Here is a 24,467-nt window from a genome sequence, read left to right on the forward strand (position 1 = left end):
AAAAGTAGTTTTTCATGATTAGTAAATTAGTAACAAAAATCGTTGGTACTCGAAATGACCGTACCATCAAAAAAATGCGCAAAGTAGTGAATACTATTAATGCGCTAGAGCCTGAATACGAAAAGTTGTCTGCTGAAGAAATTAAAGCTAAGGCGGGCGAATTTAGGGAGCGCTTGGAAAAAGGCGAAACGCTTGAAGCGATTCTTCCAGAAGCTTTTGCTGTGGTGCGCGAAGCATCAAAGCGAGTATTTGAAATGCGCCATTTTGATGTGCAAATGTTGGGCGGCATGGTGCTCAATGACAACAAAATTGCTGAAATGCGCACCGGTGAAGGTAAAACGCTTACCGCTACATTGCCTGCTTACCTAAACGGTGTAACTGGTAAAGGCGTTCACGTGATTACCGTGAATGACTACCTTGCACAGCGTGATGCTGATTGGAACCGTCCTTTATTTGAATACTTAGGTTTAAGTGTTGCAGTAAATATTTCTGGTATGGATCATGAGGCAAAAAATGCCGCTTATGCAGCCGACATTACTTATGGCACAAATAACGAGTTTGGCTTCGATTACTTACGCGACAACATGGCGTTTGCGCCAGAGCAACGCGTACAGCGCCCGCTAAATTACGCAGTAGTGGATGAAGTGGATTCGATTTTAATTGATGAAGCGCGAACTCCTCTAATTATTTCTGGTCCTGCAGAAGATAGCTCTGAGCTTTATAAACAGATTAACGATGTTATTCCGCTGTTGGTTCGCCAAGAGGAAGAGGACACCGAAGAGCAGATAGGTGATGGTCACTTCACCCTAGATGAGAAAAACAAACAGGTTCATTTAACAGAAAACGGTCAGATTTTTGTTGAAGAAACCTTGCAACAGCGCGGTATGTTGGAAGAAGGTGATTCACTTTATAACGCTGCTAACATTAGCTTGCTGCATCACGTTAATGCAGGATTGCGAGCGCATACTTTGTTCGAGCGCAATGTTGATTACATTGTTAGTGAAACCAATGAGATTGTTATCGTTGATGAGCACACCGGCCGTACTATGCCAGGGCGTCGTTGGTCTGAAGGCTTACACCAAGCTGTAGAAGCTAAAGAAGGTGTGCCAATTCAAAACGAAAACCAAACGCTGGCGTCTATTACCTTCCAGAACTACTTCCGCTTATACGACAAGCTTTCAGGCATGACTGGTACTGCGGATACCGAAGCTTTTGAATTCCAATCAATTTATGGTTTAGACACAGTAGTTGTTCCAACTAACAAGCCAATGGTACGTGATGACCAAGGCGATTTGGTTTACCTGACTGCGGAAGAAAAATACCAAGCGATTATTAACGATATTCGCGAGTGTGTGAAAGCAGAGCGTCCAGTGCTAGTGGGTACTGTGTCGATTGAAAACTCAGAGCTGCTATCCAACATTCTAAAGAAAGAGAAAATTAAGCATAACGTGCTTAATGCTAAGTTCCACGAAAAGGAAGCCGACATTGTTGCAGAAGCCGGCGTAGCTGGCGCAGTGACCATTGCAACCAACATGGCGGGACGTGGTACCGATATTGTGTTGGGTGGTAACTTACAGGTTGAAATTAATGCTCTAGGCGAAAACCCAACAGAGCAGCAATTAGCTGAAGTTAAGCAAAAATGGCAACAGCGCCACGATGCAGTATTAGCAGCAGGTGGTTTGCATATTATTGGTACCGAGCGTCATGAATCACGCCGTATCGATAATCAGCTACGTGGTCGTGCTGGTCGTCAAGGTGATGCCGGTTCAACGCGCTTCTATTTATCTATGGAAGACAGCTTAATGCGCATCTTCGCGTCTGATCGTGTTACTGGCATGATGAAGAAGCTAGGCATGGAAGAAGGCGAAGCTATCGAGCACCCATGGGTAACTCGTGCCATCGAGAATGCACAGCGTAAGGTTGAGGGCCGTAACTTCGACGTGCGTAAGTCATTACTTGAGTTTGATGACGTGGCGAATGACCAACGTAAAGTGGTCTACGAGCAGCGTAATGACTTAATGGATAGCGATAGTATTTCAGAAACCATTGAAGTGATTCGTGAAGATGTTTATTCGTCGGTTATTGATGAGTATATTCCACCACAATCGCTTGAAGAAATGTGGCAAGTTAGCGAGCTAGAGCAGCGCTTGAAGAGTGATTTTGGTTTAAATCTTCCTATTCAGCAGTGGTTGGATGAAGATGACAAATTACACGAAGACAAGCTTCGCGAAAAAATTATCGAAGCTGCTGTCGCTGACTACCAAGAAAAAATTGATAAAGTTGGTGCAGATGCGATTAAACAGTTTGAAAAATCGGTGATGTTGCAAACCTTAGATCAACTTTGGAAAGAGCACCTAGCGGCGATGGACCATCTACGTCAAGGTATTCACTTACGCGGTTACGCTCAGAAGAACCCTAAGCAAGAATACAAGCGTGAGTCTTACGAGTTGTTTACCCAAATGCTAGAGGCGCTAAAACTTGACGTAGTGAGCATTTTGAGCCGTGTGCAAGTGCAAGCGCCTGAAGAAGTTGAGGCAATGGAAGCAAAACGTCGTGAAGCCGAGCAGCGCGCGATGCAATTCCGCCAGCAACAAGCAGCCCAGCAAGCTGATGAGCAAGCAAGCGAAGCGGGTAAGACCGTTATTCGTGAAGGGCAAAAAGTAGGGCGAAACGATCCTTGTCCTTGTGGCTCAGGTAAAAAGTACAAACAATGTCATGGTAAACTTTCTTAAGGCTTAGTTTGGCAACAAAAAAGGAGAGCTTAGGCTCTCCTTTTTTATCAACTCAAGGAGTACTCAGTGAAGGTTGTAAATGTAGCTGTCGGTGTAATTGTTAAAGGCGAAGAGATCTTACTTAGCCTACGTAACCCGCAACAGCATCAAGGCGGAAAATGGGAATTCCCCGGCGGTAAAGTTGAGGCTGGAGAGTCAACAGTGGAAGCTTTAGCGAGAGAATTGCGAGAGGAGCTGCGGATTAACATTGATACAACTAGCTGTAAGCCTCTTATTCGCGTTGAGCACGACTATGGCGATAAAAAGGTATGTTTAGATGTTTATACACTTACTCGCTTTGAGGGTGAGCCTCAGGGTGCTGAACAACAAGAGATTCGTTGGGTAAGCAGAACCAAGCTAGCTAACTTGGCATTTCCAGATGCAAATGAGCCTATTCTGGCGCAAATTCTTAAACCCGACTTTCTAGCCTAAGTTTAAAATTCCCAGCTGTCGGGCTTGTCTTCATCTTCTTGCAGGTTTTGCCCGGCTATGTATTTTTCTTCGTTGGCCCATTCGCCAAGATCGATCAGTTTGCAGCGTTCACTACAAAAGGGTCTAAATTCACTAGTTGGCTGCCAAACGACTTTAGCGCTGCAGGTCGGACATTTTACGGTGGCTTGATTTTTAGTTTTCATTAAGCAATTTTACAACAATAGAGTCGGCAAGGAATGTCTTCAATTTCTTGGTTTAAAGCACTGATGAATTTGATGGCGAAGCGGTGCTTGTGGCCACTCACCGTTGGGTAACATTGATATTCGGTATCTACTTCAATTCGTAACAAGCCACAATCGGCAGCCACACCTTGATAAAACCCTTTGTGAGCCATCACTTCAATATCACTGTGCTGTTCTCTAAGCAGTTTAAGTAAATGACTAATTGCTTCTGCGACTAACTGGAAAGGGCCTAACCATTGCTGTACTTGCTGATAAATCTGCGCTTGAGGCTGATTCAGCCATAAATGCAAATAGGGGAGATCGAAGCTACTGTTGCCACCGGGTAAACACAAGCGCTGGCGAATGCTGGCTAATAGACGGTCGTTTTTTAAGTGGTCGGATACCCGCGCATGCTTAGAAATAGCTGCAATTAACGTTTTAACTTGTAATAGCAACTCTTCAATCTTACTGGTATCCACATTAGGCATAGAAGCCCAATGGTCGAGTTTCTCTGCTTGTTTGGCTAAATCTTTGAGAAGATCTGCCCGCCATTCACAACGTTCCAATACCTCAGATACTTCAAACAGTACCCGAAAGAATTGTTGTTGCTGTAAGGGATGTTGCAGTGCCTTAGATAGCATTAATTGTTCGAACAATTGCTCTAAGCGTAAGTAATTACGTACTTTTTCGTTTAAAGGGTGCTCAAAGATCAATGCGGTCATAGCGGCTCAAATTCACAGCTTTTTAGGAAGTATCCAAACTAGTGTAACCATTGAGCAATCAACTGTCATGGCTTTTGGCTATATCCATGTAGAATTGGTGTAAATCAGCCACCTTCCGTTTAAGGTTAGTTAGGTCACTGTTATTTTCGATAACATCGTCTGCAGCTTGTAGTTTTAGCTCTCGACTCATTTGTGCGTCAACAATTTGTTGCGCTTGATGCAGTTCGACTGCATCACGTGCCATAGTTCGGCTGAGTTGAATATCTACCGGCGTATCTACAACTAAAACGCGATCGACTAGCTGATTCAGCTTGTTTTCTAACAAAAGCGGCGCAACCAGTATCTTGTATGCGCCCTTAGCTTGTTCAAGTTGGCGCAGCATCTCTTGTCGGATTAAGGGATGTAATAGCTCATTTAGCCATTCTTTCTGGTGTTGCTGCGCAAAGACAATCTCACGCAGTTTACTGCGGTTTAATGAGCCGTCAGCGAGCAAAATTGATTGACCGAAGTGCTGCGATATTTTGCTTAAGGCTGGTTGACTCGGCTCGACCACCTGGCGAGCAACAATGTCAGCGTCTACAACCTTAATTCCAATCTCTTCGAATAGTTTTGATACTTGGCTTTTACCGCTAGCAATACCGCCTGTTAAGCCGATTATCACGATGCAAAACCTAGGTATGAGAAATACCAAGCATGAATCGCTTCACCAAAAAACAAGTAGCAAGCACCACCTAAAGCTAGGTACGGTCCAAAAGGAATGGCTTGTCCTTGTTGGTTTTTTCCAAACACTATCAGGCTAATGCCTATAAGCGCACCAGCAAAAGATGAAAGCAAAATTGTTAATGGAAGGGCTTGCCAGCCAAACCAAGCGCCTATCATTGCTAGCAGTTTGAAGTCACCATAGCCCATGCCTTCTTTTCCGGTTAATAGCTTAAATAGCCAAAACAGGCTCCACAAAAAGCCATAACCAATGGATGCACCCAGAACGGCGTCATGTAGGCTAACGAAACCTGAATCTAAATTTATCAGCAAGCCTAGCCACAAGGTGGGTAAAGTAAGCTGATCGGGTAAATACATAGTGTCTAAATCGATAAGTGTTAGACACAACAATATAATGCAAAACAAGCTTGCAAATACAAAAGGTAAAGTAAGGCCAAATTGCCACCAACATGCCAAGGTTAAGCCTGCAGATGCTAGCTCAACTAAAGGGTAGCGAATACTAATGGGGTTGCTGCAATTAGCGCATTTGCCACGAAGAGCTAGCCAGCTAATAACTGGAATATTTTGCCAGGCTGTAATCAAGCTTTTGCACTTGGGGCAGGCTGAGCGTGGCAGCATCAGGTTATACATTTCTTGCTCTGAGGGGGGCTCTGACTTCAATTCTTCAGACAAGAAACTGCGGCATTCATTTTTCCATTGTCGCTCTAACATGATGGGCAAGCGATGAATCACTACATTGAGAAAGGAGCCTATGCATAGGGCGATTAAAAGGCAGAAACCCAGCGCAGTGGCTGGGTAGAGTTCAATAAAACTAAGCATGTTTAGCTAACAACTGATCCGAGTTTAAAGATAGGTAAGTACATGGCGATCACCATACCACCAACTAGCACACCAAGCACAGCCATAATTAGTGGCTCAATCAAGCTGGTTAGGCCGTCTACAGCATCATCAACTTGCTGCTCATAAATGTTGGCCACCTTATCTAACATGCTATCAAGTGAACCGGACTCCTCACCAATCATCACCATTTGCGTCACCATATCGGGGAATAAATCCACGGTTCGCATAGCCACGTTCATTTGCATACCGCCAGTAACCTCAATTCTTATCGCGTCTACGGCATTTCGATAGACTACGTTACCTGATGCACCAGAGGCAGAGCGCAGTGCATCAATTAGCGGAATACCGGCTGCAAAGGTGGTTGATAAGGTGCGAGCAAAACGAGCCATTGCTGCTTTATGCAAAATAGGGTTGATCACAGGAATTCGAAGAATAAACCTGTCGGTAGCATCCTTTACCGCTTGGGAACGCCGGTGTGCTTTTACGTATCCGAAGCCAAGAGCAAATATACCTCCGAATATATAGGGCCAATAATCTTGTAAGAAGCGGGATATACCAATCACAAACTGGGTGAAGGCCGGCAACTCGGCACCAAAACCAGCAAAAATTTCTTCAAACTGGGGGATCACGAATAACAGTAGAATAGTGGTAACAATAATCGCGACAATAATCACCGAAACTGGGTAAAACATCGCCTTTTTAATTTTTGACTTTAGTGCTTCAGCTTTTTCTTTGTATATCGCAACGCGATCATAAATGGTTTCTAAAGCACCACTTTGCTCACCCGCTTCAATTAAATCGCAGTAAAGCTGATCAAAATACAAAGGGTGTTTGCGTAGCGTTTCAGAAAGCGCGGTGCCAGATTCAACTTCTGCAGCAATTTCGGCAATTAACTCCCGCATTGCCGGCTTTTCTACGCTTTTGGAAATAATGTTGAAGCTTTGAACTAAGGGGACACCAGCCTGCAGCATGGTGGCAATTTGCCGAGATACCACGGCAATGTCCATGGGCTGAATTTTGTTGCCCATTTTAGAAAGAAAACTTTCTGTTTTCTTTCTAATTTTGGTAACTGTAATGCCTTGGCGGCGCAAGTCTCCTTTTACTTGGCTAATTGATTCTGCTTGGTACTCGCCACTTACTTTGGCGCCTTTACGGTTAACTCCACTCCAAGTGTAAGCATTGATTTTTTTAACTTCAATTTTTCGTTTGCTGGTAGTACTTGCGGTAGCCATAACATCCTTGCTAAGAAAATACGCTCATAGCGGCAATAAAGTAATTACTTAAATTTATCAGATCTTTAGTGACAGAGAAGAAAACACTTATACATTTGTGACCCGCTCTACTTCTGAAAGGCTGGTTACGCCTAAACGGGCTTTTTCTAGGGCTGACATGCGAAGCGAGTACATGCCTTCTGCAACCGCTTGCTCAGCGATTTCGATAGAGTTACCTTCGGCCATAATAATTTTTGATATGGCAGCACTCATTGGCATTACTTCGTAAATACCTACTCGACCTTTGAAACCACCAGTGCATTCGTCACAACCTACAGGGTCAAATAGCTTTACTCCGGCATCTAGTTGCTCTTGGCTAAAACCAATTTTAGGCAGTAGTTCAGCTTCTAACATTTTTGGCTTCTTACACTTTTCGCATAAACGACGCGCTAAGCGCTGGGCAATAATCAAACTTACTGAAGAGGCAATGTTAAAAGCAGGAACGCCCATGTTAAGTAAACGGGTTAAGGTTTCTGCGGCAGAGTTGGTATGCAAGGTAGATAATACTAAGTGACCGGTTTGCGCCGCTTTAATCGAGATTTCGGCAGTTTCTAAATCTCGAATCTCACCCACCATTACAATATCGGGATCTTGACGAAGGAAAGCGCGCAAAGCGCTGGCGAAGGTCATACCTGCTTTGTTATTAATTTGTACTTGATTAACCCCTGGTAAGTTGATTTCTACTGGGTCTTCCGCCGTTGATATATTCGTTTCAACGGTATTAAGAATGTTTAAGCCAGTATATAACGAAACTGTTTTACCCGAGCCGGTAGGTCCAGTAACCAAAATCATGCCTTGTGGTCGAGCTAGCGCATCTAAATAGAGTTTCTTCTGTTTGTCGTCATAACCAAGAATATCAATGTTTAGATTCGCGGCAGAAGAATCAAGAATACGTATCACAATCTTCTCTCCCCACATTGTAGGAAGAGAGTTAACCCGCATGTCGATAGCTTTATTGCGGCCGGTTTTTAGCTTGATGCGACCATCTTGCGGTAAGCGGCGCTCTGCAATATCCATTCGCGCCATTACTTTAAGGCGAGCTGAGAAGCGATTAGCTAAGTTAATAGGAGGGCTGGCAATTTCATGCAGGATGCCGTCTATGCGAAAACGGATCCGGTATTTATGCTCGTAGGGCTCAAAGTGTAAGTCCGATGCACCACGTCTAATCGAATCCATCAATATCTTGTTGATGTAAACAACAATCGGTGCGTCATCTTCTTTTCCGTTTTGTTGCTCATCTAATCTCGAACTTTCTTCGCTTACTTCTAAATCACTAATGTCGTCGTCGGAAATATCGCCCAGCTCTAAGTCCGAACCATCGCTAACTAAAGCTTGAATAGCTTTTGCTAGCTTATTTTCTTCAACTAGTAGTGCTTCAACATGCAGTCCAAAACTAAAACCAAAATCTTCGAGTGCTGTAACATTGCTGGGGTCGGCCATGGCAACATAAAGGGTTTGGTTTTGGCTATAAACCGGCAATACGTGATGTTTAAATATCAGCTTTTCATTGAGGAAGTTTTGCGGGATCTCGCTAAGCTCAATTGCATCCAAATCTAATAGCGGAATGCCAAACTGAGCTTCACAGAAGTCAGCCAGCTCTCTACTGGAAATAAGCTCGTTCTCTACCAGAACGGTAGTAAACGCGGTTTGCTCTTGTACGCTGCGTTTGTACAGCTCAACAAGTTTCTCTTTTTTTTCGGGAAAAGAAACGGCCAAGCTTGAAGCAAGGCCGTTTAGTAATGAGCTCATTTGGCTATTAACACATTGTTGCTGGAGTACATGTTTTACTCCAGTTTACATTTCCGTTACCTGCAGAAACTGTAGCTTCAAGTTGGTACTCAGGTGTTGTAGTACCCTCACTCATATTTGCACTTTGAACGACAATACGGAAGTTATTAGTGCTAGGAACTGAAGGTGTAACTGTATTCACATATTGACCATTAGTGGCAGTGCCCGCTGCTGCCGAAGCTGCAGCTAAACATTCGCTACCAGTAGTTGCTGCATTAGAGGCTGTTGGCGAGGTCTGCCAGCACACTTCAAATGCGGTTTTTACAGGGCCTGAGGCAGCAATTACTTCGGAGAACTTAGCTCGATTAGTATAAGTTTGATAAGCAGGCAGTGCTACTGCAGCTAAGATAGCCACAATCGCTACTACGATCATCAATTCAATTAGGGTAAAACCAGCTTGCTTGTTAGCAGCTTTGGCTTGAAGGTTTTGGATGGTTTTCATTGCGTCTTTCCTTTACACAAGTTTTTGAAGTTATTTATTTACCGTTGTTTTTATCAGAGCTGCATTGAAACAACTTTTAATTCAGTAACATCCCTGATACCACGGTGCTATAAATGTGATTCTCATTAAAGCACACGTGACATATAAGTATAGTGATTATTGTAAAAAGGCAATAAAATCGTGATCTTAGCAGCACTTATAAAAAACGCGCTGTACAAAATTTTGTACAGCTTAATGTTAGCATTAACATTTTCTATGCGACAAATCGCATACTTAGGTCTAAGGCCTTGACATGTTTGGTCAAAGCGCCCACCGAAATGAAGTCTACGCCGGTTTCTGCATATTGGCGAATAGTACTTAAGGTCATATTGCCAGAGGCTTCTAATTTTGCTCTGCCTTGGTTAAGTGCCACTGCTTGTTCCATTAAATCTACCGAGAAGTTGTCTAACATTACTACATCGCAGTTAGCAGCCAATGCTTGCTCTAGTTCTTCTAGGTTTTCTACTTCTACCTCCACCTTTTTACCTGGCGAAAGCTGGCGGGCTTTATCTATGGCAGCTTTAATGCCACCACAAGCCATAATGTGGTTTTCTTTAATTAAGAATGCGTCGTGTAGGCCAAAGCGGTGATTAGTGCCTGCGCCACAGGTTACCGCATATTTAGAGGCGTAACGTAAGCCGGGGAGGGTTTTACGGGTATCCAATAACTTGCAATTGGTTCCTTCCAGCAAAACCATGTACTCGGCTACTTGGGTAGCAATGCCCGATAGGGTTTGAATAAAGTTTAGCGCCGAGCGCTCGCCGGTAAGTAGAATACGTGCAGGGCCGGTTAAGTAACATAAGGCTTGATCTTCAACTACTTTGTCACCGTCTGCTACCAACCACTCAATCTCTACTTGCTCGCCTAGCTGCCTAAATACCTCATCGGCAAAGGCTTTTCCTGCGAAGGTTGCACTTTCACGGCTGATGATTTTTGCTTTGCTAATTTGTTGCTCTGGAATTAGTGCGGCGGTAATGTCTAGTTGCGGGTCTAATTGTCCTAAATCTTCAATTAAAGCGGCGCTTACATTGGCCCGTAGTTGTTCGGCGTTCATGCATCGTATCTCTGATGGTTAGCAGGAGGAGACAGTATTTAAAGGCTGTCACTTAAGTGTGGCGCATTTTAGCGCAGAAGTTCAGCACTTGCATGGTCAAATAAGCTGTTTATGCTAGACAATAGCTATTGGCTTGGTTAGAAAGCTAAACAATATGCTTGAATGGAGTAGCTCTTGCAGATAAAACAACATCGATTGACCGGCGTTAAGTGGCTAGAAAGTAAGTTCTATAATCAGCGACCTAAGGCTGAAATTAGTTTGCTGGTTATCCACTGTATTAGCTTGCCGGAAGGCTGTTTTGGCTTGCCGCATATAGATGAATTATTTTGTGGAAAGCTTGATTGTAACGCGGAACCAAGCTTTAACGACTTGCAAGGTTTAGAAGTTTCAGCTCATTTAATGATAAACCGCAGCGGCGAAGTGACTCAGTATGTCGACTTTGATAAAAGAGCGTGGCATGCGGGGGTATCTAGCTTTGAAGGTCGAGAAGGGTGTAACGATTATTCTATCGGCATCGAGTTGGAAGGCACCGACCATAGTGAATATACCAAGCAGCAATACCAAAGTTTAATTAAGGTTAGTCAATTATTGCTGCGCCGATATCCTAAACTCACTAAACAACGCATTGTCGCGCATAGCGATATAGCGCCCGGCAGAAAAACTGATCCTGGTGAGTATTTTGATTGGTCTGCTTATTTAGAAGCGCTTTGAAGCTACTTGGTTTGCTTGAGTAATTAGCTTATTATTTAAAGGTCGCCTGATGTTTATGGAGCAAAATCAGTAACATGTCTCTTATTTCCTTACTGTTGGCATTGAGTTTAGAACGCGCTCGTCGCATTGGTGCTAGCTGGTGGTGGCAACATGTTTTTCATTGGTGGTTACAGCGCTTTGATCGCGCTTCAGCGATTTGGCAAATTGCTATGGCAGTGGTGTTACCCACTCTATTGATTGCGTGGCTACAAGTAAGCATCAGTGGCTTGCTATTTGGCTTAGCAAATCTTGCACTATGGATCTTTATCCCGTTACTCACACTAGGCTGCCCACCAATTCAGCAAGGCTATCGAGACTACCTACGTGCTGCTGCTAGTGGCGACGAACAGGCCTGTAGTGACTTTAATCAGCAGCTGCTAAAACAAATTCACCCTTTGCATCAGGTGAGTGAGCAGGAGTCGATTGCCCTTACCACTGGTACCCAATTAATGTGGCTGAATTATCGTTACTATTTTGCGGTGATTTTCTTTTATGTATTGGCTGGCCCTGCTGGTGCAATTTTCTATGGTTGCAGTCGGGGCTTGCACTTGCATAAAAGTACTGAGGTGCAGGCTTTAGAACCTACGGTTAACAACTATATGCATTATCTTGATTGGTTACCCTCTCGTTTAGCCAGTTTGTGTTATTTGGCGGTTGGCAATACCAGCGAAGCACTACCTATTTGGTTACACGCTTTGCGTGATACCAAGTACAGCAATGGTTATTGGTTGGCGAAAGTAGCAGTGGCAGCAGAGCTTTCAGAGCAAGAAAGTGAGCACGAAATGCTATGTGTGGCAACCACTTGTCGATTTGTAAGTTTAGCCAAGCGCGGCATTATGCTGGCTATTGTGATTATTGCTATTTTAACCATTGCAGGCTGGCTTATTTAAGCCGCTGCTCAGCGGCTTCCTGTTTTCATCTATTTTTACATAATCTTGTAAATTCCTTTCTCCTTGTTACATTTGCCCGATCTTGTGCACAAAAAAAGGTCTGACCAATTATATTTGTCGTACAAAAGACTTTACTTATTTTGTGATAAGTGCTGGCTAAATTGATGTGGGTCAATATTTCTGGACAGTGTGTTTCTGATTTGTTAATTTGCTGCGTGTAAATTGGTATTACCAATATTAAGTGCAACGGAAATTAATGAGCTACCAACGAATTAAGCCACCTAAACTCGCTGATGTTATTGCAAAGCAATTAGAGCGAATGATCTTAGAAGGAAGTTTACCGCCGGGTGAACGCTTACCTGCTGAGCGCGAGTTGGCCAAACAATTCGATGTATCACGCCCATCATTGCGCGAAGCGATTCAGCAACTTGAAGCAAAAGGTCTAGTTGTAAGGCGCCAAGGCGGCGGCACTTATGTGCAACAAAAGCTGCGTGAAGCGCTAACCGATCCGCTGTTTAATTTATTGTCCAATCATGATGAAAGCCAACTAGACTTGTTGGAGTTTCGTCATGCGGTAGAAGGCATCTCGGCTTATTACGCGGCACTGCGCGGCACCGAGGCTGATTTAGAAAAAGTGCAAGCCAGTCATGAACGGATTGAACTTGCACAACAAGACGGCGATACCATTAGTGAAGCAAAAGCCGTTTTACGTTTTTATGAAGCCATTACTGAGGCGTCACACAACTTAGTATTGTTTCATTTAATTAGAGGTTTGAGTCCATTGTTAGAAAAAAACATCATGGACAATTTTCAGGTGTTGTATACGCGTCCTAATGTGGCAGACAAAATCCGCCATCATCGGTCACTTATGTTACAAGCCATTCTCGATGGTAAGCCTGATGACGCCAGAGAAGCCTCACACAAGCATTTAGCGTTTATTGAAGAGACGCTGTTACAAATCGAACGAGAAGAAAGCCGAGTTGAGCGTTCTAATCGCCGTTTAAAACAATTGAAAGTGTAACCCAAAAGCTGCGTTGCAGTGGTTTGGAAACTATTAATAACTGATAAGGAAACAGCCATGTCAGAGGTACTGAAGCATGATGTTGACTCACTAGAAACTCGTGAGTGGATAGACGCCATTGAATCTGTGATCCGTGAAGAAGGCGTTGAACGTGCCCAGTTCTTGTTGGAGCAGGTCATCGCTAACGCGGGCATTGATGGACTCGCTGGCCCAGGTGGGTCAATCACTAGTGATTACATCAACACCATTTCGGTGGCAGAACAACCTGAATACCCGGGTGACAGCGCAATAGAGCGTCGTATTCGTTCAATTATTCGCTGGAATGCGATTATGATTGTATTGCGTGCCTCTAAAAAGGACCTCGACTTAGGTGGCCACATGGCTTCTTACCAGTCCTCTGCAGCATTTTACGAAGTGTGTTTTAACCACTTCTTTAAAGCGCGTAATGAAAAAGATGGTGGCGATTTAGTTTATTACCAAGGTCATATCTCTCCTGGTATTTATGCTCGTGCCTTTGTTGAAGGTCGTTTAACCGCAGAGCAACTAGACAGTTTCCGCCAAGAGGTAGACGGTAAAGGCTTAAGCTCTTACCCACACCCTAAGTTAATGCCTGAGTTCTGGCAGTTCCCAACAGTATCTATGGGTCTTGGTCCAATTTCTGCCATTTATCAAGCTCGCTTCCTTAAGTACCTAACTGGTCGCGGCTTAAAAGATTGTTCTGGCCAACGTGTATACGCCTTTCTTGGTGACGGCGAAATGGACGAGCCAGAATCACGTGGCGCAATTTCTTTCGCAGCGCGTGAGAAATTAGATAACTTATGTTTCCTTATCAACTGTAACTTGCAGCGCCTAGACGGCCCGGTTATGGGCAACGGTAAAATCATTCAAGAGCTAGAAGGCCTATTTAAAGGCGCTGGCTGGAATGTGATTAAAGTGGTTTGGGGCAGTGAGTGGGATAGCCTACTAAGCAAAGACAGCTCAGGTAAGTTGTTGCAACTGATGAACGAAACTGTTGATGGCGATTACCAAACCTTTAAATCCAAGTACGGTGCGTACGTGCGTGAACACTTCTTTGGTAAGTACAGTGAAACGGCTGACTTAGTTAAAGATATGTCTGATGACGAGATTTTTGCTCTACGTCGCGGCGGTCACGATCCAGTTAAGCTTTACGCAGCCTTTGATAAAGCACGCAAAACCTCTGGCGCTCCAACAGTAATTCTTGCTAAAACCGTTAAAGGTTATGGCATGGGTGAAGCGGCTCAAGGTAAAAACATTGCTCACCAAGTTAAGAAAATGGACATGACTCATGTTGAGCAGTTCCGTGACCGCTTGGGTGTAGATGTTAGTGATGAAGCGTTACCTAGCTTGCCGTACATCGAGCTTAAGCCGGGTACACCAGAGCACGACTACTTGCATGCTCGCCGTAAAGAGCTAGCCGGTTACACGCCATCGCGTTTACCTAACTTCACTCAAGAGTTAGCGATTCCAGAACTAAGCGAATTTGACGCGCTACTAGGCGAGCAAAAACGCGATATTTCAACCACTATGGCTTATGTTCGTGCCCTAAATGTAATGCTTAAAAACAAAGGCATTGGTAAAAACGTAGTGCCAATTATTGCCGATGAAGCACGTACTTTTGGTATGGAAGGTTTGTTCCGCCAAATTGGTATCTACAACCCAAGTGGCCAAACTTACACTCCGCAAGATAGAGAGCAAGTGTCTTACTACAAAGAAGATACTAGCGGTCAGGTATTACAAGAAGGTATTAACGAATTAGGTGCTATGAGTTCGTGGGTAGCGGCTGCTACTTCGTACAGTACCAACGACGTGCCAATGATTCCATTCTACATCTACTACTCTATGTTTGGTTTCCAACGTGTGGGTGATATGTGTTGGATGGCGGGTGACCAACAAGCGCGTGGTTTCCTATTAGGTGCTACAGCAGGTCGTACCACGCTAAACGGCGAAGGTTTGCAGCACGAAGATGGCCACAGCCTAATTTTGGCTAACACCATCCCTAACTGTATTTCTTACGATCCAAGCTTTGCTTTTGAAGTTGCGGTAATTCTGCAAGATGGTTTACGCCGCATGTACGGTGACCAAGAGAATGTTTACTACTACTTAACCTTAATGAACGAAAACTACCATCAACCAGCTATGCCAGCAGGCGCAGAAGAAGGTATTCGTAAGGGTATTTACAAGTTTGAAGAAAACAAAGGTGCTAAAGGCCAAGTTCAGTTACTAGGTTCGGGCACCATCATGCAGCAAGTATTGAAAGCTGCCAAAGTATTGAGCGAAGAGTACGACATTGCATCTGACGTATTTAGCGTAACGTCTTTCAACGAGCTAACCCGTGAAGGTCAAGCCGTTGAGCGTGCCAACATGTTAAACCCAGAAAGCGAAGCGCAAGTGGCCTACATCACTGAGGCGCTAACTGACGCACCAACTATTGCTGCGACCGATTACATGAAGCAATACGCAGAGCAAGTTCGCGCTTATGTACCAGGTAGCTACAAAGTATTGGGTACCGATGGCTTTGGCCGTAGTGATAGCCGTGAGAACTTACGTCGTCACTTTGAAGTAAATGCTGACTACATCGTAGTAGCTGCACTTACAGAGCTAGCTAAAGCTGGCACTTTAGACAAGAAAGTTGTGAGCGAAGCGATTGCAAAATACGACATCGACACTAACAAAACTAACCCTCTCTACGCGTAAGGGCGAATAGCTATGAGTATTGAAATTTTTGTACCAGATATTGGCGCTGATGAAGTAGAAGTGACCGAGATCCTTGTTGAAGTTGGCGATAGCGTAGAATTAGAGCAATCGTTAATTTCGGTAGAAGGCGACAAAGCGGCAATGGAAGTTCCGGCTTCTCAAGCTGGCGTTGTAAAAGAAATTAAAGTAGCGGTAGGCGACAGCGTAGCCACCAACGCATTGATTATGATCTTTGAAGCTGAAGGCGCAGCCGAGCAACCAGCGGTAGCTTCGGCAGCAGCCGCTGCTCCTGCTGCAAGTTCAGTTGAACTGGTTCATGTGCCAGATATTGGTGATGATGAAGTTGAAGTGACCGAAGTAGCGGTAAGTGTTGGCGATGTAATTGAAGCAGAGCAAACGCTTATTTCGGTTGAGGGCGACAAAGCGGCAATGGAAGTACCAGCGCCATTTGCTGGCACGGTTAAAGCCATTAGCATTGCAGTAGGCGATAAAGTGTCTACTGGTACGCTAATTATGGAATTTGAAGTTGCTGGTTCTGCACCTGCTGCGCCTGTGGCAGAGGCTCCAGCCGCTGCTCCTGCAGCTTCGCAGCTTCAAGAAGTTAACATTCCTGATATTGGCGATGATGAAGTTGAAGTGACTGAAGTTGCGGTTTCTGTTGGCGATAGCGTAGAGCTAGAGCAAACGCTTATCTCTGTTGAAGGTGATAAAGCTGCAATGGAAGTTCCTGCACCATTCGCTGGTGTAGTGAAAGAGCTTAAAGTAGCTGTTGGCGATAAAGTTAAGACTGGCTCGCTGATTATGGTGTTTGAAGTAACTTCTGCAGTACCTGCTGCCAGCGCACCAAGCGCTCCGGCTGAAGCACCAAAACCAGCTGCAGCACCTGCACCAGCAAGTAAGCCTGCTAGTGCTCCAGCTAAATCGGGTGAATTTGTAGAGAATAGTGCTTATGTACATGCCTCTCCAGTAATTCGCCGTTTAGCGCGTGAGTTTGGTGTCGATTTAGCCAAAGTTAAAGGTTCGGGCCGTAAAGGGCGTATCGTAAAAGAAGACGTTCAAGCTTACGTTAAGCAAGCGGTTAAAGTTCTAGAGTCTGGCGCTAGCGCTGGTGGCTCAGGAATGGACGTAGCAGCATGGCCAAGCATTGATTACTCTAAGTTTGGTGAAGTGGAAGAAGTACCACTATCACGCATTCAGAAAATCTCTGGTCCAGCACTGCACCGTAACTGGGTGAAAATCCCTCACGTTACTCAGTTTGACGAAGCCGACATTTCAGAAATGGAAGCTTTCCGTAAAGAACAAAACGTGATCGCAGAGAAGCAACAGTTAGGCTTTAAGATCACGCCGCTAGTATTCATGCTAAAAGCCGCAGCTAAAACTTTAGAAAGCATGCCTAAGTTTAACTCGGCACTGTCTGACGATGGCAATAGCCTCATCATGAAGAAGTACATCCATATCGGTATTGCTGTAGATACGCCAAATGGCTTGGTTGTACCAGTAGTGCGTGATGTGAATAAGAAAGGCATTTATCAGCTTTCTGAAGAGTTGGTAGAAATTTCTAAGAAAGCACGTGCTGGTAAACTTACTGCCTCAGACATGCAGGGCGGTTGTTTCACTATTTCTAGCCTTGGCGGTATTGGTGGTACCCAGTTTACACCTATCGTAAATGCGCCAGAGGTAGCCATTTTGGGTGTTTCGCGCAGCGAAATGAAACCAAAGTGGAACGGCAAAGATTTTGTACCGAAGCTAATGTTGCCATTGGCACTGTCTTACGATCACCGAGTGATTGATGGGGCCGACGGCGCGAGATTTATCTCAACATTAAGTGGCTTGTTGGGCGACATTCGCCGACTAGTACTTTAGTAATAAGAGCTGGGTGTTTATCACCCGGCTCTTCTTTTTTATACCGATTAACCGTAAACTCAGTTTAGCTGCATGGTTGACACTTTTACCCTACAGCAGCTTTACAACATAACAATACCAAGAGGTCATCAATGAGTAAGGAAATCAAGACCCAGGTGGTAGTACTGGGTGCAGGCCCTGCAGGTTATTCTGCTGCCTTCCGTGCTGCCGATTTAGGTTTGGAAACAGTAATTGTAGAACGCTACGCCACCCTCGGCGGAGTATGTTTGAATGTGGGGTGTATCCCATCAAAAGCTTTGTTGCATGTAGCTAAAGTGATTGAAGAAGCAAAATCACTGGCTGAGCACGGCATTGTGTTTGGTGAGCCACAAACCGACATTAATAAAATCCGTACCTGGAAAGAGAAAGTAATCAGTCAGTTGACTGGTGGCCTCGATGGTATGGCTAAAATGCGTAAAGTTAAAGTAGTACAAGGCTTAGGTAAGTTTACCGGCGCTAACTCACTAGAAGTAACTGGTGACGATGGCGAAGCCACAACTATTAACTTTGACAACGCAATTATTGCAGCGGGTTCTCGCCCAGTTAAATTGCCGTTTATTCCGCACAATGACCCTCGTGTATGGGATTCAACTGACGCGCTAGAGCTTAAAGAAGTTCCTGGTAAGTTGTTAGTATTAGGTGGTGGTATTATTGGCCTAGAAATGGGTACAGTATACGGCGCACTAGGCAGTGAGATTGACGTTGTAGAATTTGCTGACCAACTTGTACCAGCAGCTGATAAAGATGTTGTTCGCGCTTATACCAAAAAAGTGAAAGACAAATTCAACATCATGCTTGAAACCAAAGTGGTAGCCGTTGAGTCGAAAACAGACGGTTTATACGTAACCTACGAAGGTAAGCAAGCACCACATGAGCCAGTACGTTACGACGCAGTATTGGTTGCGGTAGGTCGTGTACCAAATGGCTTAGGTTTAGATGCTGAGAAAGCAGGTATCGAAGTGACTGAGCGTGGCTTTATTGAAGTTGATAAACAGCTTCGCACTAACGTTCCTCACATCCACGCTATTGGCGACATCGTAGGGCAACCTATGTTGGCACACAAAGGGGTGCATGAAGGCCATGTAGCGGCAGAGGTTATCTCTGGTAAGAAACACTTCTTTGATCCTAAAGTGATCCCTTCGATTGCTTACACCGAGCCAGAGATGGCATGGGTAGGTCTAACCGAGAAAGAAGCTAAAGCACAAGGCATTAACTACGAAGCCTCAGTATTCCCTTGGGCTGCATCGGGCCGTGCAATTGCGTCAGACTGTCCAGATGGCATGACTAAGATGATCTTTGATAAAGAGTCTGGTCGTGTAATTGGTGGTGCGGTAGTAGGTACCAACGGCGGTGAATTGTTAGGTGAAATTGGCTTAGCGATTGAGATGGGTTGTGATGCTGAAGACATCGCGTTAACCATTCACGCTCACCCAACCTTGCATGAATCGGTTGGCTTGGCTGCAGAGATTTTTGAAGGAAGCATTACCGACCTTCCAAATGCGAAAGCCAAGAAAAAGAAAAAATAGACTGAATTAGTCTAAAAAACTACAGTTATAAAGGCAGCCTAGGCTGCCTTTATTGTTTAGATTTCAAAGGAATGACTCTGCATGCGGCTATTGCGTAAAGCCTTGTGGCTTATATTGCTAATACTTTTTTCTTCTTCTGTTATTGCTCGCCCCAAAATAGGCTTGGCGCTCAGTGGCGGAGGGGCAAAAGGCGCGGCGCATTTGGGGGTTATTCAATTACTCGAAGAAAACCAAATTCCTGTCGATTACATAGCTGGAACCAGTATGGGCGCTTATTTTGGCGCCATGTTAGCGATGGGCTATAGCGCGCAAGACATTGAAGATTTAACCTTTTCTATTTATTGGGAGAGTGGCTTTGTTGACGATGTCACTCGCAGTGAGTTATCGCTGCGAAGTAAAAAGCAAAAAGATGACTACCAAATAGCCTTGCCAATTGGGGTTAATAAAGACGGCGTTCAAATACCTAAAGGCGCTGTGCAGGGCCAAACTATGGCCGAGATTTTGCGTTATGCCACCAGTAACTTAGAAGCGCTAGAAAGTTTTGATGAGTTGGCCATTCCTTATCGCGCAGTAGCCACCGATATGGCTGCTATGAGCCCTTATATCCTCAAGCGTGGTGACTTAGCCGTTGCTATGCAAGCGAGTATGTCGGTGCCCGGTGCGTTACGCCCGGTAGAGCTTGATGGTAAACAGCTTTCTGACGGAGGCGTGGTTAACAACATGCCTGTGGATGTATTAAAAGACATGGGCGCAGATATCATTATCGCGGTAGATATTGGTGCGCGGCTAAAAACTCAAGACGAGCTTAACACCGCGGTTGACGTGGTAGACCAGCTTTCTATCTTTCTTACTCGATCTGGTACCGAGCGACAAATTGCCTTGCTAGGGGCTGATGACTTACTCATATCACCCGATGTAACTGGCATCGATACCGCTGACTTTGCATTAATGCCTTTAGCGATTGAACGTGGTAAGCAAGCGTCAGCAGAGCCGATAGCACAGTTAGCTAAGCGTATTCATAGTGATGATCAAGAAAAGGTATATTTAGCCTATCAACAAAAGGTTAAAGATCGCAGAGCCACACTTAAATTACATGAGCAATTTGTGGTGAGTAAAATTGAACTCAATAACAACTCAGGTTTGAGCGATGAGGTTATTTTATCTCGTTTACAACTCAATCAAGGTGAGTTGCTTTCCAAAGCTCAACTTGAAGAAAAAATTAGTCAGTTGTATGCCTTAGGAACCTTTGAGAGAGTCGACTATCGAATTAGTAGTGAGCAGGGCGCTAATGTGATTCACGTGGACACTCAAGAAAAGCGCTGGGGGCCAGGCTACTTTGATATGAAGCTTGGTTTGCAGGAAAACTTTTCGGATCGCACCGAAGCGAATTTAGGGCTTGGGTTTACCTTAACTAACCTAAACGAGTATGGCGCAGAGTGGCGTAATGAGTTTGAAATCGGTTCGATAAAGCGTCTATTTACAGAATACTACACGCCATTTACCAATAACCTTAAATATGCTTGGTTAATATCGGCAGAGTACGATAAACGTAGCCGTCGCTTATATGGTTTAGGTGAAGACATTGAATACCTAGAAGCCGATTTTAGTGATGCCACTTTTCGCACTCAACTAGCCTGGAACTATAAACCTTGGCAAGAGTGGGGGCTAGGCTTAGCGGCTAGGCACGGTGATATCGAATTAAAAGGATTTAGTGGCGATGCCAGCTATTGGTTGTATGGTCCTTACTTTAGATTTGACTACGACACCCTAAACAGCTGGGCTTTTCCTACTCAAGGTAAAATGTTGGATGTCGGTTTAACCCTTTATCATGAAGATGTACAAGGGTTTTCTAGTGTATTAGCGCCCAGTTTTGAGGCTCGCTGGAAAGTGCCATTTGGCTGGGATAAGCATAATTTAAATTGGTTTGGTGAATATGGCAGCACCGGTAGTGACTTTGTTGTGCCAACTGATGCTCAGGATCTAGGTGGTTTTTTACGTCTTTCGGGCTTTAAGTATGAACAGTTATCGGGTCGTTATAAGGCGCTAACGGGCCTCATGTACTTTTATCAGCTGCACTATTTTCAATCTCCAGTATTGCAAGCGCCTGTTTTTGTCGGGGGGTCTTTAGAAAACGGCGGAGTGTGGAATAGCTCTGATGAAATTTCTTATAGTAGTGCGCTGTGGGCCGGCAGTATTTTTGCTGCTCTAGACACCAGTGTATTAGGGCCGGTGGTACTTGCCTATGGGCACAACGAATCGGAGCAAACTTTATATTTATTTATCGGCAATGACTTCTAAATAAGTGATAAATGTGAATAAATTGTAACTTTTCCGCTTGTGGCTAAAGTATAATAAAGGTTGTAAGTTGTTGTTATAAAATGATTTAACGTTTTTTTTGTTAGCTTGGCTGAAACGTCGATATTTTAATTTATAGTTAAAACGGCTATAATCTCAGCCCCATGAGGCCAGCAAAGCTCTGGCCCATATATATGGATATCCCCTACGGGCATTATTACAATAAGGAGCGAGCCGTGCTAGAAAGCTACCGCAAACACGTCGAAGAGCGTGCTGTTGAAGGTATTGTACCTAAACCCCTCGATGCTGAACAAACCGCAGGATTAGTAGAGTTATTAAAAGCTCCGCCAGCCGGTGAAGAAGAGTTTCTACTCGATTTGTTAGCAAACCGAATTCCCCCAGGTGTAGATGAAGCCGCTTATGTCAAAGCCGGTTTTCTTGCTGCTGTAGCAGCTGGAGAAGTAAGCTCTCCTATTGTTTCTGCCGCGTATGCCACTGAGCTGTTGGGTACAATGCAAGGTGGTTACAATATCGAACCACTTATCTCATTACTTGATAATACTGAGCTTGCACCTATCGCAGCTAAAGCCTTATCACATACTTTATTGATGTTTGATGCTTTCCACGACGTGGAAGAAAAAGCCAAAGCGGGCAACAACTTTGCACAACAAGTGATGCAAAGCTGGGCCGATGCAGAGTGGTTCTTAAGCCGCCCTGAGCTTGCTGAAAAATCAACACTTACTGTTTTCAAAGTGACCGGTGAAACTAACACCGATGACTTATCGCCTGCTCCTGATGCTTGGTCTCGACCAGATATCCCACTGCACGCATTAGCTATGCTTAAAAATGCCAGAGAAGGTATCGAACCTGATCAAGCGGGTTCAATTGGCCCAATGAAGCAAGTTGAAGCCTTGAAAGAAAAAGGCCATCCGCTAGTTTACGTAGGTGACGTTGTAGGTACCGGTTCTTCGCGTAAATCTGCTACTAACTCTGTGTTGTGGTTAATGGGCGATGATATTCCTCATGTACCAAACAAGCGTGGCGGTGGCTTTTGTTTAGGCGGAAAAATTGCACCAATCTTCTTTAATACCATGGAAGATGCTGGCGCATTGCCTATTGAGCTAGACGTAGAAAAACTAGGCATGGGCGATGTTATCGACATTTACCCGTTTGCTGGTGAAGTGAAAAAATCAGGTACTGACGAAGTTATCTCAACCTTTGAGCTAAAAACTGACGTATTACTTGATGAAGTTCGCGCTGGTGGTCGTATCCCTCTCATTATTGGCCGTGGCTTAACTGACCGCGCTCGTACATCTTTAGGCCTAGAGCCTTCGGAAGTATTCAAGCGCCCTCAAGACGTAGCTGCTTCAACTAAAGGCTTTACGCTTGCCCAGAAAATGGTAGGTAAAGCTTGTGGTGTAGACGGTATTCGACCTGGTCAATACTGTGAGCCGAAGATGACGACAGTGGGCTCGCAAGATACTACAGGCCCAATGACCCGTGATGAGCTGAAAGATTTAGCCTGCTTGGGCTTTTCTGCAGACCTAACCATGCAGTCATTTTGTCATACCGCTGCTTACCCTAAACCAGTAGATGTGAATACTCACCACACGCTTCCTGATTTCATCATGAACCGTGGCGGCGTATCTCTACGCCCTGGTGACGGTGTTATCCACTCTTGGCTAAACCGTATGTTGTTACCAGATACGGTTGGTACTGGTGGTGACTCGCATACCCGTTTCCCAATTGGTATTTCATTCCCTGCAGGTTCTGGTTTGGTGGCATTTGCTGCTGCTACTGGTGTTATGCCTTTAGATATGCCGGAATCAATTTTGGTTCGCTTTAAAGGCGAAATGAAGCCAGGTATTACCTTACGCGATTTGGTGCATGCAATTCCTTATGCTGCGATTCAACGAGGTCTATTAACGGTTGAGAAGAAAGGCAAGAAAAACATCTTCTCAGGTCGTATCTTAGAAATTGAAGGCTTAGAAGAGCTAAAAGTTGAGCAAGCTTTTGAATTGTCGGATGCATCTGCTGAGCGCAGTGCTGCAGGTTGTACTATTAAGTTAGGTAAAGCTCCAATCATTGAGTACTTAAACTCAAACATTGTGATGCTTAAGTGGATGATTGCTGAAGGCTACGGCGACCGTCGTACTATCGAGCGCCGTATCACTGCTATGCAAGAGTGGATAGCTAACCCTGAGTTGATGGAAGCGGACAAAGACGCAGAATACAAAGAAATCATTGAGATTGATTTGGCTGATATTAACGAGCCAGTATTGTGTGCGCCAAATGATCCAGATGATGCGCGTTTGCTATCTGAAGTAGCAGGCCAGAGCATTGATGAAGTGTTCTTAGGCTCATGTATGACTAACATTGGTCACTTCCGTGCAGCAGGTAAGTTACTCGACAAGCATACTGGCTCATTGCCAACACGTATGTGGGTTGCTCCTCCAACACGTATGGACCAGAAGCAGCTTACCGAAGAAGGCTACTACGGTATTTATGGTCGTGTTGGTGCACGTACCGAGATCCCTGGTTGTTCTTTGTGTATGGGTAACCAAGCACGCGTGGCCGATAACTCAACGGTAGTCTCTACCTCTACGCGTAACTTCCCTAACCGTTTAGGTACTGGCGCTAATGTTTACTTGGCTTCTGCCGAGTTAGCTGCTGTATCGGCAATTTTAGGTAAGTTACCTACTCCAGAGGAGTACCTTGAGTATGCGAAGCAAATTGACGCTACTGCAGCTGATACTTATCGTTACCTCAACTTTGATGAAATCACTGATTACACTAAAGTGGCTGATGAAGTAATTATTCAAGCCGCCGTGTAGATTTTTCACACCGCATAAAAACGCAGCTTTGGCTGCGTTTTTTTTTGCACAATAGCCAAGTAACACACTGAGGTGGTACTATATATACGCCTAAATAAGTAAAATTATGAACATTTTATTATAAAATAAATATAATTTACGTTATTATGTGCTGCAAAATATGGATAATTTTAGCATTTACTGGTATAAAGGAGCCCGCTAGATTTACTAGCTCATTCGCTTGCAGTTGGAAGA

At 44.5% G+C, this 24,467-nt stretch carries 18 protein-coding genes; 10 read left to right on the top strand and 8 right to left on the bottom strand.

Annotation, left to right across the window (positions count from 1 at the left end; genetic code table 11):
- Nucleotides 1-14: 14 nt before the first annotated feature.
- Complete coding sequence (secA, locus tag K5620_RS03365) at nt 15-2,732, top strand: preprotein translocase subunit SecA (protein WP_016400792.1); 2,718 nt, start codon at nt 15-17, stop codon at nt 2,730-2,732.
- 66 nt (nt 2,733-2,798) lie between these two features.
- Entirely contained in the window at nt 2,799-3,203 is a 405-nt protein-coding gene (mutT, locus tag K5620_RS03370) for an 8-oxo-dGTP diphosphatase MutT (RefSeq protein WP_016400793.1), read from the top strand.
- Between the two features lie 2 nt (nt 3,204-3,205).
- Here mutT and yacG read toward each other — a convergent pair whose 3' ends face one another.
- The 8 genes from yacG to nadC all read right to left on the bottom strand — a co-directional run bounded on the left by yacG (nt 3,206) and on the right by nadC (nt 10,300).
- Nucleotides 3,206-3,406, bottom strand: a complete 201-nt coding sequence (gene yacG, locus K5620_RS03375) for a DNA gyrase inhibitor YacG (RefSeq protein ID WP_016400794.1) — start codon at nt 3,404-3,406, stop codon at nt 3,206-3,208.
- The gene (gene zapD, locus K5620_RS03380) at nt 3,406-4,146 is read right to left on the bottom strand and encodes a cell division protein ZapD (RefSeq protein WP_016400795.1); all 741 of its coding nucleotides are present in this window, start codon (nt 4,144-4,146) and stop codon (nt 3,406-3,408) included. The genes yacG and zapD overlap by 1 nt, the downstream gene beginning before the upstream one ends.
- Before the next feature lie 58 nt (nt 4,147-4,204).
- On the bottom strand, nt 4,205-4,807 hold the full coding sequence (gene coaE, locus K5620_RS03385; RefSeq protein ID WP_016400796.1) for a dephospho-CoA kinase: 603 nt from the start codon (nt 4,805-4,807) through the stop codon (nt 4,205-4,207).
- The gene (locus K5620_RS03390) at nt 4,804-5,685 is read right to left on the bottom strand and encodes a prepilin peptidase (RefSeq protein ID WP_016400797.1); all 882 of its coding nucleotides are present in this window, start codon (nt 5,683-5,685) and stop codon (nt 4,804-4,806) included. Before K5620_RS03390 ends, coaE begins: the two co-directional genes overlap by 4 nt.
- A 2-nt stretch (nt 5,686-5,687) precedes the next feature.
- Entirely contained in the window at nt 5,688-6,938 is a 1,251-nt protein-coding gene (locus K5620_RS03395; protein WP_221077440.1) for a type II secretion system F family protein, read from the bottom strand.
- A gap of 87 nt (nt 6,939-7,025) precedes the next feature.
- Nucleotides 7,026-8,726 carry a type IV-A pilus assembly ATPase PilB gene (gene pilB / locus K5620_RS03400; RefSeq protein WP_016400799.1) on the bottom strand — a complete coding sequence of 567 codons (1,701 nt, stop codon included), beginning with the start codon at nt 8,724-8,726 and terminating at the stop codon, nt 7,026-7,028.
- Between the two features lie 7 nt (nt 8,727-8,733).
- Complete coding sequence (locus K5620_RS03405; RefSeq protein ID WP_016400800.1) at nt 8,734-9,207, bottom strand: pilin; 474 nt, start codon at nt 9,205-9,207, stop codon at nt 8,734-8,736.
- A gap of 253 nt (nt 9,208-9,460) precedes the next feature.
- Nucleotides 9,461-10,300 carry a carboxylating nicotinate-nucleotide diphosphorylase gene (gene nadC / locus K5620_RS03410; RefSeq protein WP_016400801.1) on the bottom strand — a complete coding sequence of 280 codons (840 nt, stop codon included), beginning with the start codon at nt 10,298-10,300 and terminating at the stop codon, nt 9,461-9,463.
- A gap of 174 nt (nt 10,301-10,474) precedes the next feature.
- Between nadC and ampD the strand changes: the two genes are divergently transcribed.
- From ampD to acnB, 8 genes are all read left to right on the top strand, one after another.
- Nucleotides 10,475-11,011: a 1,6-anhydro-N-acetylmuramyl-L-alanine amidase AmpD gene (ampD, locus tag K5620_RS03415; protein WP_016400802.1), complete on the top strand. Its 537-nt coding sequence runs from the start codon at nt 10,475-10,477 to the stop codon at nt 11,009-11,011.
- 74 nt (nt 11,012-11,085) lie between these two features.
- A complete protein-coding gene (gene ampE, locus K5620_RS03420; protein WP_016400803.1) occupies nt 11,086-11,940 on the top strand; it encodes a beta-lactamase regulator AmpE in 855 nt (284 codons plus the stop codon).
- Between the two features lie 256 nt (nt 11,941-12,196).
- The gene (gene pdhR, locus K5620_RS03425; protein ID WP_016400804.1) at nt 12,197-12,961 is read left to right on the top strand and encodes a pyruvate dehydrogenase complex transcriptional repressor PdhR; all 765 of its coding nucleotides are present in this window, start codon (nt 12,197-12,199) and stop codon (nt 12,959-12,961) included.
- 57 nt (nt 12,962-13,018) lie between these two features.
- Nucleotides 13,019-15,676, top strand: a complete 2,658-nt coding sequence (gene aceE, locus K5620_RS03430) for a pyruvate dehydrogenase (acetyl-transferring), homodimeric type (RefSeq protein WP_016400805.1) — start codon at nt 13,019-13,021, stop codon at nt 15,674-15,676.
- 12 nt (nt 15,677-15,688) lie between these two features.
- Entirely contained in the window at nt 15,689-17,539 is a 1,851-nt protein-coding gene (aceF, locus tag K5620_RS03435) for a pyruvate dehydrogenase complex dihydrolipoyllysine-residue acetyltransferase (protein WP_016400806.1), read from the top strand.
- A gap of 131 nt (nt 17,540-17,670) precedes the next feature.
- A complete protein-coding gene (gene lpdA / locus K5620_RS03440) occupies nt 17,671-19,104 on the top strand; it encodes a dihydrolipoyl dehydrogenase (protein ID WP_220720298.1) in 1,434 nt (477 codons plus the stop codon).
- An 81-nt stretch (nt 19,105-19,185) separates the two neighbouring features.
- Nucleotides 19,186-21,402, top strand: coding sequence for a patatin-like phospholipase family protein (locus tag K5620_RS03445; RefSeq protein ID WP_016400808.1), 2,217 nt, complete (start codon nt 19,186-19,188; stop codon nt 21,400-21,402).
- A gap of 233 nt (nt 21,403-21,635) precedes the next feature.
- On the top strand, nt 21,636-24,233 hold the full coding sequence (acnB, locus tag K5620_RS03450) for a bifunctional aconitate hydratase 2/2-methylisocitrate dehydratase (RefSeq protein ID WP_016400809.1): 2,598 nt from the start codon (nt 21,636-21,638) through the stop codon (nt 24,231-24,233).
- The last annotated feature ends 234 nt before the right edge of the window (nt 24,234-24,467 follow it).

The organism is Agarivorans albus (assembly GCF_019670105.1).
Classification (GTDB): domain Bacteria; phylum Pseudomonadota; class Gammaproteobacteria; order Enterobacterales; family Celerinatantimonadaceae; genus Agarivorans; species Agarivorans albus.